This is a genomic window from Pseudomonas sp. DR 5-09, from assembly GCF_001655595.1.
Classification (GTDB): domain Bacteria; phylum Pseudomonadota; class Gammaproteobacteria; order Pseudomonadales; family Pseudomonadaceae; genus Aquipseudomonas; species Aquipseudomonas pharyngis.
In genome coordinates this window covers 3,329,299-3,347,622 of record NZ_CP011566.1, presented here as the reverse complement: position 1 = coordinate 3,347,622, position 18,324 = coordinate 3,329,299, and the positions used below count along the sequence as shown (strand labels likewise).

The window sequence follows — 18,324 nt, the reverse complement described above, 5'->3', positions numbered from 1 at the left end:
AAACCTCGTGGCGAGCAGTTTGCTTAAACGCTTAAGCTCGGACGATGCCTGGCACCGGCAGTTCCCTGGTGAAGCAGCCAACCGTCAGTCAATCTGCGAACGCAGGAGGGAACAGACAGAGCGACCGAGCAAAAAGGTGTTCGTCCGCTCTCTCAAAGACTCTTGAACGCTAGGCGGGGGTTTGCCGCGCTGCCGACACACTGGATCGTCGGTCCGCCCGCTCGCCGAGCCGCCATCCCAGCAGCCCCCATAGCAATGCACACAACGCGCCGACCAGCGCGGCCATGCCTGCACCTTGGCCGAGCGCGTCCAGCGCGCTTTTCGCCCAGGCACTGATGGCATCGCCGGCGCGGTAGACCACGGTGTCGATGACGTTCTTTGCCTTGTACTTGCTTTCGGCATCGAGCGGGGCAAACAGCATCTCCCGGCCTGGGCGAACGAGGGCGTACTCACCGATGCGGCGCACGATCATCAGCGCGGCGATCAGGCCAAAGCCGGGCGCGAAGATCAGCCCGACAAACCCCGCGCACATGACCAGCGGCACCATTGCCAGCAACACGCCGACACCTAGCTTTTGGGCGACGCGTCCAGTGATGAACAACTGACAGAGCAAGGCGCCCGCCTGCACGACAAAGTCGATGATGCCGAACACGCGCACCTGCGACTCGCGGTCCGGGAAGTGGTCGGCGACGACACGTGCCTGCTCGAAGTAGAGGAAAGTGGTGACCGTGGCCAGCAGCACCACAAAGCCACAGATGCCGAACAGATAAGGTGATTTCAAAATGGCCGTCATCCCGCTGAAGGGATTGCCCGGCAACGGCCTGCGGGGGCTTTCGCTCGGCGCTGCACCTGGGCGTCCTGCGCCACCCCGATTACGCCAGCGCATCAACTGGCGCTTGAACAACATCGCAGCGCCCAGCAGAACAGCGGCCAGCAGCATCAGGCCGGACTCGCCCAGCGGACCGATCAGCAAGGCGCTCAGAGCAGGGCCACTCAGGCCACCCACGCTGGCGCCCGCCGCGATGAAAGCGAACAGGCGTTTGGCCTGGGCACTGTCGAATACATCGGCCATCAGGCTCCAGGCGACCGATACGACAAACAGGTTGTAGACCGATATCCAGACGTAAAACACTCGCGCCAGCCACGGGCTTTCCTCGCCCAGGAACAAGGCGGCGAACAACAGCAGGTTGGCGCAGAAAAATCCGTACACCCAGTCTACGAAATGCAGGCGCGGCACGCGTGTGCTGAGCCAGGCGAACAGCGGAACGGCCGCCAGCATGACGAAGAAGGTTGCGGTGAACAGCCACTGCAGGTTCTCGACGCCGGCAGTGATGCCCATCGATTCACGGATCGGACGAAGCATGAAATAGCCGGCGAACAGGCAAACGAATAGCACAAAGCCATTGAGCGCGGGGCGCAGCTCGTGAGCCTCGGCATTGATGATGGCGCTCGTGCGTTGGGCGAGAAGGGACATATCCATGTTGCGCTCCTGTAGGAGTGTCGAGGCAATGGCACGCGGCTTGCCCGTGCCGGGTTGGTCAGCGGTAAGTCACGCCGGTCAGACGCTCGGAAAGTTGCCACAGCGCGTCGGAATTCGAGCGATCGGCAGCGGCCGGAGGCATCTTGGCGAAGCCCAGCGGCCCGCGCTTCTCGTTATCACCGGTGGGCCCGTAGTAGGCTCCGCCGACGGCCTCCGGCGCCGTCGCCGCATACAGTGTGGGCAGTGCGCCCTGCGCTGCGGAATGGTACATGTCCCGCTCTACAGCCCATTGTTTGCCGAATTCACTGTCCAGGCCAGGCCCTCGGGCGATCAGCTCGGTCACGGCAACGCCGGGGTGAGCGGCGATGCTGCGTATCCCCCAACCGGCGGCATCGCTGCGCTGCTGCAGCTCAATACTCCACTTGAGTACCGCCAGTTTCGATTGGCTGTAGGTGGTGAACGGGTCGTAAGCGCGCTCAGCCTGCGGGTCATCGAAGTTCAGGACGGCGCGCCCTGCGGCGATGCTCGACAGACTGACTACCCGACCATCGTCGCTTTTGCGTAGCAGAGGCATCAGCAGGCCGGTCAAGGCGAAATGCCCCAGGTAATTGGTCGCCAGCTGCATCTCGTAGCCGTCGGCCGAAACGCTTCGAACAGGCGGCGACATGATGGCGGCGTTGTTGATGAGCACGTCGAGCCTTGGCAGACGCCCTTGCAGACGGTTGGCGAGGTCGCGCACGGATTGCAGATTGGCAAGATCCAGCGTTTCGAATTGCACGCGCGCCTCGGGCACGGCTTGCTTGATGTTTGCGATCACTTCGCGACCGCGCTCGGCGTTCCGTGCGGCGATGATCACCTCGGCACCGGCTCGCGTCAGGGCCAGCGCGTCTTCATAGCCCATGCCACTGGTCCCTCCGGTCACCAGCACGATGCGGCCATTCTGGCTGGGCATGTCCTGGGTTGACCAGTCCGGCTTCGGCTCTGTTCGGGAAGTGGCTTGCGCAGCCAGTGTGCTGGCCAGCGCGGAAATGGCGAACAGCGTCCGGACGGCCTTGAGGATGCGTTGGGTTGCGGTAATGCTCGGCGTAACGGGTGAATGAACCATTTGGGAATTCTCATTCGCGTTGTAGGTTCCCGGTTTGCGGGGCGAGTGAGCAGTATCGGTGTACGAGTGCGCGAGGATAAGTCGGGCATTGGTGGATGGCCCGTACGGCATGGCGTACAGTCAACCGCCTGCGGAGGAATAATCCATGCGTAAACCAAACCTTACCGATGTGTCGATATTTGCTGCGGTGGTCGAGGCAAGGGGATTTCGAGCTGCGGCGCAGAAGCGGGGTTTGTCCGCCTCGTCGCTGAGCGACTGCATACGTCGGTTGGAGGGCGACCTGGGCTTGCGCCTGCTCAATCGAACCACGCGCAGCGTCACGCCAACGGCGGCCGGCGAGCGATTGCTCGAGCGCCTGCGCCCGGCCTTGCAAGAAATCGACGCTGCTTTCAACGATCTGGACGACGACGCTCAGCGTCCGGTCGGCACGCTGAAGCTCAATGTGCCAGTGCCGGTGGCCCGCTTTTTGTTGCCCGACCTGCTGGCGCGTTTTCTGCGTCTTTATCCAGGGATCAACGTCGAAGTCGTCATGGACAATGCATTTGTCGACGTCAACGCTGGCGGGTATGACGCCGGCGTGCGCTATGAAGAGAGCCTGGCCAGGGACATGATCGCCGTTCCCATCGGCCCACGTCGCCAGCGCTTCGTTGCAGCGGCCGCCCCGCGCTATCTGGCTGAACGTGGGACGCCTACTCAGCCCGAAGAACTGCCGGGCCATGACCTGCTCGGGCATCGATTCGAGAGTGGAAAAGTGGGCGTGTTTGAGTTCCACCGAGACGGCCGTGTGGTGCGTATCCCGCCTCAAGGACAATTGCTGACGTCATCGCACGATTTGAAAATCCAATCGGCCATCAACGGGCTGGGCATCGTGTATACCTTCGAGGATTTTCTGCGCGAGCCGCTGTCCGATGGTCGACTGGTGCCGATTCTCGAGGACTGGTGGCAGGCCTTCGACGGTCCGTTTCTTTACTACCACGGGCGCCGTCACATGCCTTCGCCGCTCAGGGCGTTCGTAGATTTTCTGCGGGCCGAGCGGCAGCTTGCAGAGAGCTCAAGCGTCTTCAGCGCCGTGTCGTAAGGCCTGCATCAACCGCAACCTGCGTGTCCGCTCAGGGTCAATCCGCCCTCCAACGAACACTGCAGCAACCCAAGGCCGTACCTCGGAGTGAGCCATGGGCGTCCGGAAATCGGGTCACCAAGCGTTTTGCTGTCTGGATGCCGGCATCGGCCCATGGCGCCTCGTTCCGTTTCGGCAACGTTGTTTGACGGGGACGGGAAGAATCGCCGCGAGCACCCCGTGCATCGTCGGTATTCAATGCCCGCGGCTGCTGCGAATCAACTCATAGGCCCGGCGCACCAGCGGATTGATCGTATTCGAACGGATCCACAGGTAGTAGGTGACGTCCGGCAAGCGGGGCAAGCCATCGCTTTCCCCCAGTACCCGCATATCCGGGCCCAACATTTCCATGCTTCTGGCGGTGACGCCAAGACCTGCGCGCGTCGCCGCTTTGATGCCAATCAGGTTCGATGCGAGATAAGCCTGACGCCAGGGAATGTTGGCGCGCTCCAGGGCCTCCAGGGCATACCGTCGATAGATACTCGGTTCGTCGACCAGAATCAGCGGCAACGTTTCGCCGGGGTTATGAATGAACTGCGCAGAGCAAATCCACCATACCGGCGAGGTGCGCAACGCAAAACCTTCCAGATTGGGCGCTTCGCGGGTGGAGATCACCATGTCGATTTTGCCCCGTTGCAGATCGTCCATGAGAAACGGGCTGCGGCCGACATCGATCTCCAGGCGCAAGCGCGGAGCCGAACGCGCGATGTGGCTGAGGATCGGGGGCAGGATGGTGTCGGCGATGTCATGGGGCGAGCCGATACGCAGCACGCCGCTCAAGCTGCTTTCGCGCAGGGAGTTCAGCGCATCATCGTTGAGTGAAAGCATCTGCCGGGCATGGCGCAGCAACTGCTGTCCGGCTTCCGTCAGCTGCTTTTGCCGCCCGCGCTTTTCGAACAGGTTGACCCCGACCTGTTGCTCCAGGCGCTGCATGTGCTGAGTGACCGACGACTGGGTGCGGGCCAGTTGCACGCCGGCCTCGGCAAAGCTGTGGTGATCGACCACGGCAATGAACGTGCGCAGCAATTCGAGATCGAGGATCGTCATAGACAGGTTTTATATCAAAGGGACGAACTTAAACATTACATATCTTTATGCATTGGAAGGAAGTTTTTTCTCTTGAAGTTCTCTTGAGTCAATAAACTCACGCTTATATGCGTTTGGTAAAAAAGTGACGGCGCCTGAGTTATAACGATATTAGATATTTGTATTTCCGTTATGCCGGTGCTGTCAGCAGGATGCCCACTCACTGGATCGGGGTTTGCCGATCAATCATGAGGGGAAAACCATGTTGTCCGATCGCGCGCCTTCAAAACGTTTTTTGCCCCTGATGCTGGGCGCCTTCATATCGCTGGCCGCCAGCACCGCTGCCCTGGCTGATGCGACGCTGGACAAGATCGAGCAACGTCATGTGCTGGTGGTCGGCGTGCTGTTGTCAGGCGGCCCCTTTGGCGGGATTGATCCTGCCACACAGAAACCGCGTGGTTTGAACGTCGAACTGGCCGAAGAACTGGGGCGGCGCCTAAGCGCCGAGGTGCAACTGGTGCCGGTATTGCCAGCCAACCGCGTGCAATTCCTGCAACAGGGCAAAGTGGATTTGCTGATCGCCAACATGGAATGGACGGCGGAGCGCGGTGAGATCCTCGGTTTTGTACCCACACCGTTTTATCGGGTTGGCGGTACTGCCGCCGTGCTGAAGGACAGCAAGATCGCTCGTTGGGAGGATTTGAAAGGGCAACCGGTCTGCACTTCCCAGGGCAGCAGCTACATCAAGCCGCTCACTGAACTGGGCGTCGAGTTGAAAGCTTTCAAAAGTTCATCGGAGTCCTTGCTGGCACTGCGTGGCAACAACTGCGTTGCGGCGGTTCATGACGCCACCCTGATCAATCCGTTAATCGCCGACAGCGCCGAGTGGCGAGGCTACCGCGCCATCACCCCGGAGCTCAATCCGGCGCCATCGGTGATCTGGACACGCCGTGGTGAAAACGACACTCAGGCCAGGCTCGACCCGATTGTGAAGGAACTGCACCGCAGCGGCTGGTTGATCGAAGCCCAGACTCGCAACCACATCACCCCCGCGTCACCGGCGCTGGTCGAACTGCAAAAACAGTTTCAAGCCAACGGGGCCTGAAATCCCTCCCTCAGAGTTTTCATCCGACCGTCGTGTCACTCGACGGTCGTTCAAGGTAGCCCTGCATGAAACGTCATTTTTCCGCTAAAGCCCTGACCACGTTTTGCCTCGGCGCCCTGGTTGCCATCGGCACCAGTGCCGTCCGGGCCGATGCCACGCTGGACAAGATTCGCCAACGCCACGAAATCAGCGTCGGGGTGATCCTCAGCGGCCCGCCGTTCGGCACCATAGATCCCAAGACCGGCGAGCATCTGGGTTACAACGTCGAACTCGCCAAGGGCGTAGCCAAGGCTCTGGGTGTGGAGGCGAAAACGGTGTCGGTGCTGGCGCCTAACCGGGTGCAGTTTCTGCAGCAAGGCAAGGTCGACATCCTGATCGCCAACATGCAGTTCACCGATGAGCGTGCGCAGATTCTCGACTATGTGCCGACGCCCTACGAGGAAGTGGGCGGGGCGGCGCTGATCCGCAAGGGCGCGGGCATCACTCGGTGGGCAGATCTGAAGGACAAGCCGGTGTGCGTGTCCCAGGGCAGCAACTTCATCAAACCGTTGCAGGAAACCTACGGTGCGCAGATCAAGGCGTTCCGCAGCCAGTCCGAATCGTTGCTGTCGCTGCGCGGCAACGGCTGCGTGGCGGCGGTGCACGTCAGCCCGACCATGCACGCCTTGCTCGGCGATGCCGAATGGGCCGGTTATGAAATTCCGCTGCCCAATGATCTGATTCCCTCCAACTCGGTGATCTGGCTGCGCAAGGGCGAGCACGACACTCAGGCGAAACTCGACGCCATCGTGCGCGATTGGCACCGCAGCGGCTGGCTGATTGCATTGGGCGAGCGCACCGGCATGGCGCCGTCCCAGGCCCTGCGTGATCTGCACGAGCAGTATCGCAACGCTCAACCGCTGGCGTCGCAGCCATGAGTGAGGTTTTGTTTGCGCAGTTGCAACAACTGCTGGGCGAGCGTCATGTGCAGCGCAGCGAAGAGGCGAGCGCTTTTCTGACCGACAAGCAGGGGCGCTACGTGGGCGCGGTGATCGCAGCCGTGCACCCCGGTAATACCGAAGAAGTCGCGGCAGTGGTGCGGGTTTGCGTCGCTGCCCGCGCTCCAATCGTGGTTCAGGGCGGCAACACAGGCCTGATGGGCGCGGCGACGCCGGATGCCAGCGGGCGTTCGGTGTTGCTGTTGCTCGATCGCTTGAATCGAGTGCGCGCAGTGGACACCGACAACGACACGCTGACCGTCGAGGCCGGCTGCATTCTTCAACACGTGCAACAGGTCGCCGAGGAAGCAGGGCGGCTGTTTCCCCTGAGTCTGGGGGCCGAAGGCAGTTGCACGATCGGCGGCAATCTGGGCACCAACGCCGGCGGCACGGCTGTCCTGCGTTATGGCAACAGCCGTGAGCTGACCCTCGGGCTGGAAGTGGTGACGGCCGAGGGCGAGATCTGGCATGGCCTGCGTGGGTTGCGCAAGGACAATACCGGCTACGACTTGCGCGACTTGTACATCGGCAGCGAAGGCACCCTGGGCATCATCACTGCCGCAACCCTGAAACTGTTCCCGCTGCCCATGGCGCAATCCACGGCCTTCCTCGCGTTCGATTCGCTGGCGCAAGCGGTAGGATTTCTTTCCCATGCCCGCTCCGGTTTCGGCGCCGGGCTTACCGCATTCGAGTTGCTCAACGCCGATTGCCTGGCGTTGCTGCGCGAGCAGTTTCCTGAAGCCCCGCAACCTTTTCTCGGCGCTGTACAGCCGTGGTTTGCGCTGCTCGAACTCTCCGACAATCGCGGTGAAGCACAAGCCCGCGAGGCCTTTGAAAGCGTGCTGGGCGAAGCCTTCGAGCAAGGCTTGCTGGCCAATGCACTGATTGCCGAAAGCCTGGCCCAAAGTCAGGCCCTGTGGTTGCTGCGGGAGAACATGAGCGAGGCGCAGAAGCGCGCCGGGCGCAATATGAAGCACGACATCTCGGTACCCATTTCCAGGGTCGTGGATTTCGTCGCCCACACCGATGCCCTGTTGCAGGTGCACTTTCCGGGCGTGCGGCACTTCACCTTCGGCCATCTGGGCGATGGCAACCTGCATTACAACGTCGCCCATCCGCTGCATTCGACTGTCGATGAACACATGGCCCATTACGCCGCGCTGAGTCTGCTGGTGCACGACAGCGCCCACGCCCATGGCGGCTCCATCAGCGCGGAACACGGAATCGGCCAGCGCAAGCGCGACATGCTGACGCGTTACAAAAGTCCGGTGGAGCTGGATCTGATGCGCCGTATCAAACAGGCGTTGGATCCGAACAACCTGCTCAATCCCGGCAAGGTCATTGAGGTGTCCCGCTCATGACGCTCCGTCTCTCCAGACGCGTGCAACGCGTCTCGCTGTCCGCCAACGCGGCAGCCAAATCCCGCGCGACCGAACTGCGTGACGGCGGTCGCGACATTCTCGACCTGACCACCGGCGAGCCGGATTTCGACACGCCCGAACACATCAAGCAGGCCGCTTGCGCAGCGATTGCCGCCGGCGCCACCAAATACACCCCGACGCCCGGCGTCAAAGGCTTGCGCCTGGCGGTGCAACGCAAGCTCGAGCGGGAAAACCACCTGAGCTATCCGCTGCCCTCGATTGTGATTGCCAACGGTGCCAAGCAGATCATCTTCAATGCCTTTGCTGCCACCCTCGACGACGGCGATCAAGTGCTGGTGCCGGTTCCGTGCTGGCCGTCGTTTCCGGACAGCGTGCGGTTCAACGGTGGCGAGCCGGTGTTCATCGAATGCCCGCTGGAGCAAGGCTGCAAACTCACGGCTGCGCAGCTGGAGCAGCGCATTGGCGAGCGTACCCGCTGGCTGATTCTCAACGGGCCGGGCAATCCCAGCGGCGCGGTTTATACCGAGGCAGAATTGCGAGCGATTGCCACCGTACTGAGGCGGCATCCGCAATTGCTGATCCTGCTGGATGAACTCTACGAACACATTCGTTTCGACGACCGTCCGGCGCTGAATCTGCTGAACGTTGCGCCAGATCTGCAAGAGCGTTGCCTGCTGGTCGGCGGTGTTTCGAAAACCTATGCCATGACCGGCTGGCGCGTCGGCTTCGGCGCCGGGCAGCAGGCGCTGACAACGGCCATGACCGTGGTGCAATCGCAATCCACATCCGGCGCATCGTCCGTTGGCCAGGCTGCTGCGCTGGCGGCGCTGGAGGGTGGCCTGGGGTTTCTGCCGCCGCAGGTCGAGGCCTATCAGTTGCGACGGGATTTGCTGCTCGATGCGCTGCGCCCGGTGGAGGGTCTGCAGGTGCTTGAGCCACAGGGCGGCTTCTTTGTGTTTGTCCGCTGCGCCGGCTTGATCGGCCGATATCGCCCTGACGGGCAACGGCTGAGCAGCGACGCCGATGTCGTCGACTATCTGCTGGAGGAGGGCGTTGCCGGTGTAGCGGGCAGTGCTTATGGTCTGTCGCCGTGGTTCCGCCTGTCCATCGCCACGGCCACTGACAATGTCGTTGAAGCGGGACGCCGAATCGCACGAGCCTGCGCGCAGCTACGGAGCGAGCCATGACTCACTGGCTGGAGCTTTTCGTTCACTGGACGGCGGGGCTGGGTCTGAACTACAGCTTTCTCCTGGACGCGTACCAGCGCGGCACACTCGGGCAAGGCGCACTCACCACCGCATTGCTGTGTGCGTTCACCATCGTCGGCAGTTTGTTGGCCGGTGTCGCACTGGCGGCGATGCTGACATCGGGCAAGTCGTGGCTGGCGACACCGGCCCGAATCTTTGTCGAAGTCACGCGCAACACGCCGACGCTGGTGCAGCTGTACTGCGCCTTCCTGGTGTTGAACATGCTGCTGACCCAGGCGGTGGGTGCGGCCAATCCGCTGACACCGTTTGCCTGGGTGGTGATCGTGATCTCTTTGCACAAAGGCGCGTTCCATGCCGAAGCCTTGCGCGCCGGCATCGAGGCGGTGCCTGCGGTGACACTGGAAGCGGCCAGTTCGCTGGCTTTCAGCAGCCGGCAGTTGTTGTGGAATGTGCAGCTCCCGCTGGCCCTGCGTTTTGCGCTGCCCTCGCTGATCAACAACCTGATCGACCTGGTGAAGATGACCGCTGTGGCGTCGGCCATTGCCGTGGGCGACATCACGTACGCGGCGATCATGATCTGGACCCAGAGTGACAACGTGCTGGAACTGATGATCCTGATCCTGAGTTTTTTCGGTCTGCTGAGCTTTATCGTCAATTGCGTGGGGCGCTACCTCGAAGCGCGCCTGAGGATGCCCGGTTATGGCCACTGAATCGACCGTCACTGCAATGACGGCCCTGCCGCGCCGACACCTCGGCAAGCTGTTGATAGTGGCGGGCATCGCACTGGCGCTGCTGTATTTCAGCGCGCAGAGCCCGGTGCTCAAGGCCTTGCTGCAATGGTCGCCGGCACTGGCGGCGGGCTTCGCGCAGAACATTCTGATCAGCCTGGTGGCCATCGGGCTGGGTTCGCTGCTGGGGTTGCTGGTAGGGGCTCTGGCCTTGTCGCCGTTGCGCCTGATGCGTCTGCCGGCGCAAATCTGGGTGCAGGTGTTTCGCAATGCTCCTTGGCTGGTACTGATCTATTTCACCACCTACGTGTTTCCGTTCGAGATCCGTATTGCCGGCACTTACGTGGCGTTTCCGGACTGGGTCAAGGTCACCCTCGGCCTCGCGCTGCCGGCCAGCGCCAACGTCGCGGAGATCTTTCGTGGTGCCGTGGCGTCGATCCCGGCCACGCAATGGGAAGCCGCCCGTTCGCTGGCTTTCACGCGGGGGCAGATCTTCCGCTCGATCATCCTGCCGCAGTGTTTCAAACGCATGCTGCCGCCGTGGATGAACCTGTACGCGGTGATCACCATGGGCACGGCGCTGGCTTCGCTGGTGGGCGTGCATGACGTGATCGATACCGCACAGATCGCCAGCAATACCGTGAACATGACCGGTTTTACCGTGGTGATCTACTTCAGCCTGCTCGCGCTGTTCTTCGCCTACTGCTACCCGATATCCCGACTCACCCGACGCCTGGAGCGACGTTATGCCTTCTATTGAAACCGGCGGCGAACCGCTGGTCCGCCTGCGGGATTTGCACCTGTCGTTCAGTGGCAACCCGGTACTCAAGGGCATCGATCTGGAGGTGCATCGCGGCCAGGCGGTGTCGATTATCGGCCCGTCGGGTTCCGGCAAGTCGACGATTCTGCGCTGCATCACCGGGTTGTTGCAGCACCAGCGAGGCAGCATCCGGGTCGGCGCCACCGACGTCCACACCCTGACGCAGGAAGCGCAGCGCATCGAATTGCGCAAGCGCGTGGGGTTCGTGTTCCAGCAGTACAACCTGTTCCCCCACCTCTCGGTGCTGGAAAACCTGGTGGTGGCGCCACGCAAGGTATTGGGGCGCAATCGGGTCGACGCCGAGAAAGACGCGCGCGCCTTGTTGGCCAAAGTGCGTCTGGAACACAAGGCCGATGCCTATCCCGGCCAACTGTCCGGCGGTCAGCAACAGCGCGTGGCGATTGCCCGTGCCCTGGCGATGCGCCCGGAATTGATCCTGTTCGATGAAGTGACCTCGGCCCTCGATCCGGAAACGGTCGGCGAAGTGCTGACGGTGATTCGCGAACTGACCGAGGAAGGCATGACCTGTGTGCTGGTGACCCACGAGATGCGGTTTGCCGAGGAAATCAGCGATGTCGTCTATTTCACCGAAAACGGGGTCATCGTCGAGCACGGCAGCGCCGCGCAGATTTTCCAGCACCCCGCAAGTGAGCGGACCCAGACCTTTTTGCGTCATGCCCTGGGCGATCCGGGGCGGCGCGCGGCGCTTGCCAATGATCCTTATCTGTTGACCAACCTCAGCCGTTACAGCCTGTCCGTCTGACCCCGAGGAGATATTAATGAGTACCGTGAACCGTGCCGATGTCATCGAGGACTTCCTGAAGAAAGTCCGCGTCATCCATCAACGGGGCGTCGACCGCGCTGCGCTGGACGAAATCGTCAGCCTGCTGGAAACGCTCGCCGAACGCCGCGACCTGTTCAACTTTGATGAATTCCCGGCGCCGGTGCCGGGGCAGGGCAGCACCGCGTTCCGCTACCGTCTCAACGATGACGGCGACACCCCGACGCTGTACCTGAACTCGCTGCTGCCGGGCAAAAGCACCATCCCCCACAACCACGAGACCTGGGCAATCATCAGTGCCATCGAAGGCCAGGAAATCAACTACGTCTATACCCGCAGCGATGAGGGTCGCGAGCCTGGTTTCACCACATTGCACCTGCAAAAGGAAGTCATCGTGCAGCCCGGCACCTCGATCTCGTTTTTGGGTGAAGACTTGCACGGGATTCGTGTCGATGGCGAACAGCCGACCCTGCATTTCCATCTGTACGGCTTGCCGCTGGAATCCCTCAACGGGCGTTACGGCGTTGAGGCCGACGGGCGCATTCTCAACTACAACGCCTCGCAAATGGCGCCGTCGATCAAGGCCTACGCATGATCGATCTGTATTACTGGCCGACCGGCAACGGTTTGAAAATCGGCATTCTCCTGGAAGAACTGGGGCTGGAGTACCGCGTGCTGCCAGTCAACATCCGTGAGGGTGAACAGAAGCAGGCGGCATTCCAGCGCATCAGCGCCAACGGGCGGATTCCGGCGATTGTCGATCATGCGCCTCACGGCTTGATTGAACCGCTGAGCCTGTTCGAATCCGGTGCCATCCTCAATTATCTGGCCGACAAGGCCGGGCGATTCCTGCCCGCGGCGGGCACTGCCGAACGTCAGAAGGTGCAGGAATGGCTGTTCTGGCAAGTGGGGCACGTCACGCCATACCTGAGTCAGTTGCAGCTGTTCAAGGAGAAGGCGCCGCAACCGCAGGCGTTTGCCCTGGAACTGCTGGCGGGCGAGGCGGCGCGCTTGTACGGCGTGCTGGAGCGACGGTTGTCCGAAGTGCCCTGCGTGGCCGGTGATTATTCCATCGCCGACATGGCGATATTCCCGTGGATTCAGCCGCAGCGACAGGGGCAGGAACTGCAGGATTTTCCGCACATTCGGGCCTGGCGCGAACGCCTCAAGGCGCGCCCGGCCATTCAACGTGCGTATGCCAAGGGCCGCGACGTGGCGGCCAGTGAACGCGCTCTGGCGCTTCAATAATTTTCTTTCGAGCGCAACCCCATGAGTCAGATCGTAACCCCAGCGCAATTGCAGCAGTGGCTGTTCGACGGGCAGGAAATTGCCCTGTTCGATGTGCGTGAACATGGCCAGTATGGCGAAGCCCATCCGTTCTTTGCCGTCAATCTGCCCTATAGCCGGCTGGAACTGGAGGTTCGGCGACTGGCGCCCAACTCTCAAGTGCGACTGGTGATTCATGACCAGAACGGCGGCGATGTTGCCACGCGTGCCGCGCGGCGCCTTCAGGCGTTGGGGTATGACCGCGTGCATATTCTTGAGGGCGGTGCCGATGGCTGGCAGGCAGCCGGTCATCAGTTGTTTGCCGGCGTGCATGTGCCATCCAAGGCATTTGGCGAATTGGTCGAGGAGGTCAATCAAACGCCCCATGTCACCGCGCGACAACTGGCCGAATGGCAAACCCGAGGCGAGCCTCTGGTGCTGCTCGACGGCAGGCCGTTCGATGAATACTCCAAAATGACCATTCCTGGTTCCGTGTGCTGCCCCAATGGCGAACTGGGGTATCGCATCCATGATTTGGTGCCTGACGAAGACACGCCGATCGTGATCAATTGCGCCGGTCGTACCCGCAGCATTATCGGTGCGCAGACCCTGATCAACCTCGGATTGAAGAACCCGGTGTATGCCTTGGAAAACGGCACACAAGGCTGGTATCTGGAGGACTTCGAGCTTGAGCACGGCAGCACCCGGCGTTATGCCGAGTCGGTGACCGCAGCGCCATTGACCACACAGCGCCTGGCGGCTGCCCGACTGGCCGAAAGAGCCGGCGCAGAGACAGTGACGGCTGCACAGGTCGAGCAATGGGCCGGCGATGCTGATCGCAGTCTGTTTTTGTGTGATGTGCGCACCGCCGAAGAGTTTGCCTCCGGCAGTCTGCCGGGCGCGCAACACACGCCAGGCGGTCAGTTGGTTCAATCGACCGATCTGTATATCGGCGTGCGCCAGGCGCGACTGGTGCTGATCGACAGCGATGGTGTCCGCGCCCGGATTGTCGCGAGCTGGCTGCGTCAGGCGGGGCATGAAGCCTATGTGCTGGCGGGGGGTGTGAGCAGCACGCTGTCGCTGCCGGAAAGCGATGGGGTCGCCCACGAGGCATTGCCCCTGATCACGGCGCAGGCGCTTTCCGATGCACTGAAGGATGACGCCGTCGCGCTGATTGATCTGCGGCCGAGCATGACTTATCGCAAGGGCCACATTGCCGGGGCGCGCTGGTCGATTCGCTCCTTGCTCGCACAACACGTGGCGGGCGAGCAGCGGCCGCTGGTGCTGTTGGCCGAGGTTGCCCAACTGGCTGCGCTCGCCTCACAGGAACTGCCACAAGCTCAGCGCGCGCAGGTACGGCTTCTGGACGGCGGCCTTGATGCCTGGCGTGCGGCCGGTTTTGCCGTGCAGGAAAGTCCGGACGCGCTCTCTGATGAGCAATGCATCGATTTTCTGTTCTTTACCCATGACCGCCACTCCGGCAACAAGGACGCAGCGCGTCAATACCTGACGTGGGAAATCGGTTTGCTGGCGCAGATGAACGCCGACGAAATCGCCAGTCTCAAACCGTTGCAGGTGCAGGCACGTCCGGGGTCGCACGTGCATACGCGGCTGGTGCATTCGGCACTGGCCCAGGGGGCCGGTGGCCGCGCAGTCAATGTGCCGGTGACTCGCTTGAGCACGGTGTTGTTCGACAACCTGGCGCAAATGCGTGACGCCCGTGCTCGTCGTGATAGCGAGCGGGTGCTGAGTTATGGCGCGCGCGGCAATCCGACGGCGTTCGCCCTCGAAGACCTGGTCACCGAGCTGGAAGGTGGGTATCGCACGCGCTTGTACGGTACCGGGCTGGCAGCGATCGCACAGACGTTTCTTGCTTATCTGCGACCCGGTGACCATGTGCTGATCACCGACGCGGTATACGCGCCGGTGCGGCGCCTGGCACGGGAGTTTCTTCAGCCCTTCGGCATTGAAGTCAGCTATTTCGCGGCCGACGGCCGTGACCTGGAGGCCCGGCTGCAAGCCAACACCCGAATGGTCTACACCGAAGTGCCTGGCTCGTTGTTGTATGAACTGTGCGACTTGCCGGCCATGGCTGCCCTGTGCAAACCGCGAAGTATCCTGCTGGCTGTCGACAATACCTGGGGCTCCGGTTACCTGTACCGTCCCTTGGCGCTCGGTGCAGATATCTCGATCATGGCACTGACCAAATACCTGAGCGGCCACAGTGACGTGGTCATGGGCAGCGTCTGCACGACCGAAGTCGCATGGCCCGCACTGGCGGCCATGAGCGACAGCTTTGGAGCGACCGTCAGCCCTGACGATGCGTATCTGGTGCTGCGTGGCGCTCGAACGCTCGCGTCACGACTGCAAGTGCACGAGCGTCAGGCTCTGGAAGTCGCCCACTGGTTACAGGCGCACCCGCAGGTGAAGCAGGTGTTCCATCCGGCCTTGCACGATCATCCCGGCCATGGCTTGTGGCGCCGGGACTTCACTGGCAGTAATGGCCTGCTGTCCTTTGAATTGCGTGAAACGGACGCCGCGTACGTGGAACGCTTCATCGATGCGCTGCAACTGTTCGGATTGGGGGCTTCCTGGGGCGGTTTTGAAAGTCTGATCACCGTGGCCGATACCGGCGATCGCGACAGTGCGGCGGATCGCTTATTGAATCCGGTGTTGCGCTTGCACGTCGGCCTGGAGGATGTCGCCGACTTGATTGAAGATCTGCAGCGCGGGTTTGCGGCTTTGGAGAGGGAACAAGGTCGTGCCGTTTGATGTTCGCTCACTCAGTGAGGGGGCTCTGAGGTAGCGTCTGCACAGGCGCGGAACACTCCATCAAAACCGGGCCGAGTCTACTGCTGGACGTCAGCCCGTCGATGAGTCGATCAAGCGTTTACCGGCACGGCTTTGGGCCCGCGATACAGGATCGTTGTCGGTGTGCAGCACGTCCAGCCGTCGGCACGCAGCAAACCCACATCGCTTTGAAAAGCACCTCCGGAAAACCGGGCGGGAAGGCCTAAGCTCATTCCAAAAAGATATTTATTTAATCTTTTTAAGATCGTTTAGCTTTTAGCAAAGGAAACGTGCAGCGCCTCGCTTGCGGTGTTTGTTTTGCCTCAGGCCGACCCCGTTCGCGGTCTTTGTCTGAGGCTCCTGTCCATTTTTTCTACCCTGGTACGGCCACACATCAGGCCGTCAGCGGTTTGTTGCCCGGAGCCCTCGTGACACTTATTCAAACCTCTTTGGCAACGGTACAGGTCGACTTGCCTGAACGATTGGCCCCACCCCTCGACGATAGCGCCGAGGAGGGCGATGTTGTCCTCGAACTGCGAGGCGTCACTAAAGCTTATCTGCGCAAAGGCGGGTCGCCGTTGCCGGCTGTCAACCATGTCAGCTTGAAGGTCCGGCGCGGCGAAGTGCTGTGCCTGATGGGCACCTCCGGCAGCGGCAAATCGACCTTGCTTCGCCATATCAATCGTTTGATCGAACCCACCAGCGGTGAGGTCTTGATTGAAGGTCAGGCTATCAGCGGCCTGAGCCACAAAGCGTTGCGGGATTTGCGCTCGCGGCGAATCGGCATGGTCTTCCAGCATTTTGGTCTTTTGCCCCATCGCACGGTGCTGGACAACGTTGCGCTGCCTCTGGAGTTGCGCGGCGAATCCGAGGCCGTCCGGCACGCAGCGGCCACCCGACAGTTACAGGCGATGGGCCTGGAGGGATGGGGCGAGCATTATCCCCACGAGTTGTCCGGCGGTATGCAGCAACGGGTCGGTCTTGCGCGGGCATTGGTGACTGATCCGGATATTCTCCTGATGGACGAGCCTTTCAGCGCACTGGATCCGACCATCCGGCGAGACCTGCAAAGCCACTTTCTGGCCTTGGTACGCGAGCGCGGGATCACCACGTTGCTGGTCACCCACGATCCTGCCGAAGCGGTCCGTCTCGCTGACCGGATAGCGGTATTGCGCCAGGGACGTCTGGTGCAGTCGGGCACCCCGAAACAGCTGCTCGAGACGCCGGCCGATGCTGAGGTCGCGGATTTTTTCCGCGATTGCCTTCCAGCCGCACCGGTATTGCACGATGCCGGTGGCGCGGTACGTCAGGCTCCCGAAACGGCCCCGAAGGAGCAACCGGTTCAGCCGGGCTTGCGCGGCTGGCAAGCCCTGTTGCTCGGGCCGGCAGCGCTGGCGGCGCGGGGCCGAGGCGGGTTGTTCTGGCTCGGGTTCGCCGCAGAACTCGCAGCCCTGGCCACTGCGGTGCAAGGCATTGCGAGCACATCCTGGATATCGGTCGTGGTGGGATTGGCCGTGCTGGCGGCCAGTCGTTTCATCGCGTATTCGCTGGGCCGTCAACCGGTGCGGCGCGCCGTTTCGAGTTGGGCGTTGCCGCTGGCGGTGCTGCTGGTCAGTCAGGCATTGGTGATCTGGCGCGTGTTGACGCCCGATACCACCCAGGCGTTCTTGCAGTTCCCGGCCAGCCGCCAGGCGCTGTTACTGACTGCACAGAGCCTGGATGATTTTATCGGTTGGTCACAGGTGACATTCGAGAGCGCTTTTGTCGGCGTGATCGTTGCGGTTCGCACGGTCATTGAAGGGATCGAAACCCTGCTCGGTTGGCTGCCCTGGCCGGTTTGCGCGCTGGCGCTGGTATTGCTGGCCTGGCGCTCGGCTGGCTTGGCCCTGGCGCTCACCAGCAGCGCAGCGTTGTTGTATATCGGCCTGTTCGGGTTTTGGGAGCGGACAATTGCCACGCTGGCGCTGGTTGGTTCGTCGGTGCTGATCGCACTGGTGATCGGCGTACCCACCGGCATTCTGCTGGCGAAGCGGCCATTTGCCCGCAGGCTGCTCACGCCTTTGCTGGATGTCATGCAGACCCTGCCGACCTTTGTCTATCTGATTCCCGCTGTGGCGTTCTTTTCGGTGGGCAAGACCCCGGCGGTCATTGCGACGGTGATTTTTGCCCTGGCACCGATGATTCGTCTGACGTCCCTGGGCATTCAGGAAGTCCCGAAGGATGCCGTGGAAGCGGCAATCGCCCATGGAGCAACCCCTTGGCAAACCCTGGTGAAGGTGCAACTGCCGCTGGCGCGACGATCCCTGTTGCTGGGGATCAATCAGACCATTGTCATGAGCCTGTCGATGGTGGTGGTTGCTGCCCTGATCGGCGCTGGAGGGTTGGGTTACGACGTCATGACGGCGTTGCGCAATATCAAGGGCGGCGAGGGCGTGCTGGCCGGCGTGGCGATCGTGCTGTGTGCATTGATCCCCGATCGAATCATTCAATCGAGCTTGCGCAAGCAAGACCATCTGCATATCTGAACAGTGAGATTTAT

Annotated in this window: 15 protein-coding genes; 12 read left to right on the top strand and 3 right to left on the bottom strand. The window is 61.7% G+C overall.

The window, feature by feature from the left end:
- Nucleotides 1-169 precede the first annotated feature (169 nt).
- A complete protein-coding gene (locus tag PDR5_RS14920; RefSeq protein WP_064596672.1) occupies nt 170-1,480 on the bottom strand; it encodes an NTP/NDP exchange transporter in 1,311 nt (436 codons plus the stop codon).
- A gap of 58 nt (nt 1,481-1,538) precedes the next feature.
- A complete protein-coding gene (locus PDR5_RS14915; protein ID WP_064596670.1) occupies nt 1,539-2,585 on the bottom strand; it encodes an SDR family oxidoreductase in 1,047 nt (348 codons plus the stop codon).
- A gap of 145 nt (nt 2,586-2,730) precedes the next feature.
- Here PDR5_RS14915 and PDR5_RS14910 point away from each other — a divergent pair, with 145 nt between their 5' ends.
- Nucleotides 2,731-3,663 carry a LysR family transcriptional regulator gene (locus tag PDR5_RS14910; protein ID WP_064596668.1) on the top strand — a complete coding sequence of 311 codons (933 nt, stop codon included), beginning with the start codon at nt 2,731-2,733 and terminating at the stop codon, nt 3,661-3,663.
- A gap of 234 nt (nt 3,664-3,897) precedes the next feature.
- Here PDR5_RS14910 and PDR5_RS14905 read toward each other — a convergent pair whose 3' ends face one another.
- Entirely contained in the window at nt 3,898-4,749 is an 852-nt protein-coding gene (locus PDR5_RS14905; RefSeq protein WP_064596666.1) for a LysR substrate-binding domain-containing protein, read from the bottom strand.
- A 241-nt stretch (nt 4,750-4,990) separates the two neighbouring features.
- On the opposite strand from PDR5_RS14905, the gene PDR5_RS14900 reads away from it, so the two are divergent.
- From PDR5_RS14900 to PDR5_RS14850, 11 genes are all read left to right on the top strand, one after another.
- Nucleotides 4,991-5,833 (top strand): transporter substrate-binding domain-containing protein, encoded by an 843-nt coding sequence (locus tag PDR5_RS14900; protein WP_064596664.1) that lies wholly within the window; start codon nt 4,991-4,993, stop codon nt 5,831-5,833.
- 65 nt (nt 5,834-5,898) lie between these two features.
- Nucleotides 5,899-6,750: a transporter substrate-binding domain-containing protein gene (locus PDR5_RS14895; protein WP_064596663.1), complete on the top strand. Its 852-nt coding sequence runs from the start codon at nt 5,899-5,901 to the stop codon at nt 6,748-6,750.
- On the top strand, nt 6,747-8,171 hold the full coding sequence (locus PDR5_RS14890; protein ID WP_064596660.1) for an FAD-binding oxidoreductase: 1,425 nt from the start codon (nt 6,747-6,749) through the stop codon (nt 8,169-8,171). Before PDR5_RS14895 ends, PDR5_RS14890 begins: the two co-directional genes overlap by 4 nt.
- Nucleotides 8,168-9,379, top strand: a complete 1,212-nt coding sequence (locus tag PDR5_RS14885; protein WP_064596658.1) for an aminotransferase class I/II-fold pyridoxal phosphate-dependent enzyme — start codon at nt 8,168-8,170, stop codon at nt 9,377-9,379. Before PDR5_RS14890 ends, PDR5_RS14885 begins: the two co-directional genes overlap by 4 nt.
- Nucleotides 9,376-10,110, top strand: coding sequence for an amino acid ABC transporter permease (locus PDR5_RS14880; RefSeq protein WP_064596656.1), 735 nt, complete (start codon nt 9,376-9,378; stop codon nt 10,108-10,110). The genes PDR5_RS14885 and PDR5_RS14880 overlap by 4 nt, the downstream gene beginning before the upstream one ends.
- The gene (locus tag PDR5_RS14875) at nt 10,100-10,888 is read left to right on the top strand and encodes an amino acid ABC transporter permease (RefSeq protein WP_064596653.1); all 789 of its coding nucleotides are present in this window, start codon (nt 10,100-10,102) and stop codon (nt 10,886-10,888) included. The genes PDR5_RS14880 and PDR5_RS14875 overlap by 11 nt, the downstream gene beginning before the upstream one ends.
- A complete protein-coding gene (locus tag PDR5_RS14870) occupies nt 10,875-11,711 on the top strand; it encodes an amino acid ABC transporter ATP-binding protein (protein ID WP_064596651.1) in 837 nt (278 codons plus the stop codon). Before PDR5_RS14875 ends, PDR5_RS14870 begins: the two co-directional genes overlap by 14 nt.
- A gap of 16 nt (nt 11,712-11,727) precedes the next feature.
- Complete coding sequence (locus PDR5_RS14865) at nt 11,728-12,324, top strand: hypothetical protein (RefSeq protein ID WP_064596649.1); 597 nt, start codon at nt 11,728-11,730, stop codon at nt 12,322-12,324.
- Nucleotides 12,321-12,977: a glutathione binding-like protein gene (locus PDR5_RS14860; RefSeq protein WP_064596647.1), complete on the top strand. Its 657-nt coding sequence runs from the start codon at nt 12,321-12,323 to the stop codon at nt 12,975-12,977. Before PDR5_RS14865 ends, PDR5_RS14860 begins: the two co-directional genes overlap by 4 nt.
- Nucleotides 12,978-12,998: 21 nt before the next feature.
- Entirely contained in the window at nt 12,999-15,767 is a 2,769-nt protein-coding gene (gene metC, locus PDR5_RS14855) for a cystathionine beta-lyase (protein WP_064596645.1), read from the top strand.
- Between the two features lie 488 nt (nt 15,768-16,255).
- Nucleotides 16,256-18,310, top strand: coding sequence for an ATP-binding cassette domain-containing protein (locus tag PDR5_RS14850; RefSeq protein ID WP_064600829.1), 2,055 nt, complete (start codon nt 16,256-16,258; stop codon nt 18,308-18,310).
- Nucleotides 18,311-18,324 lie beyond the last annotated feature (14 nt).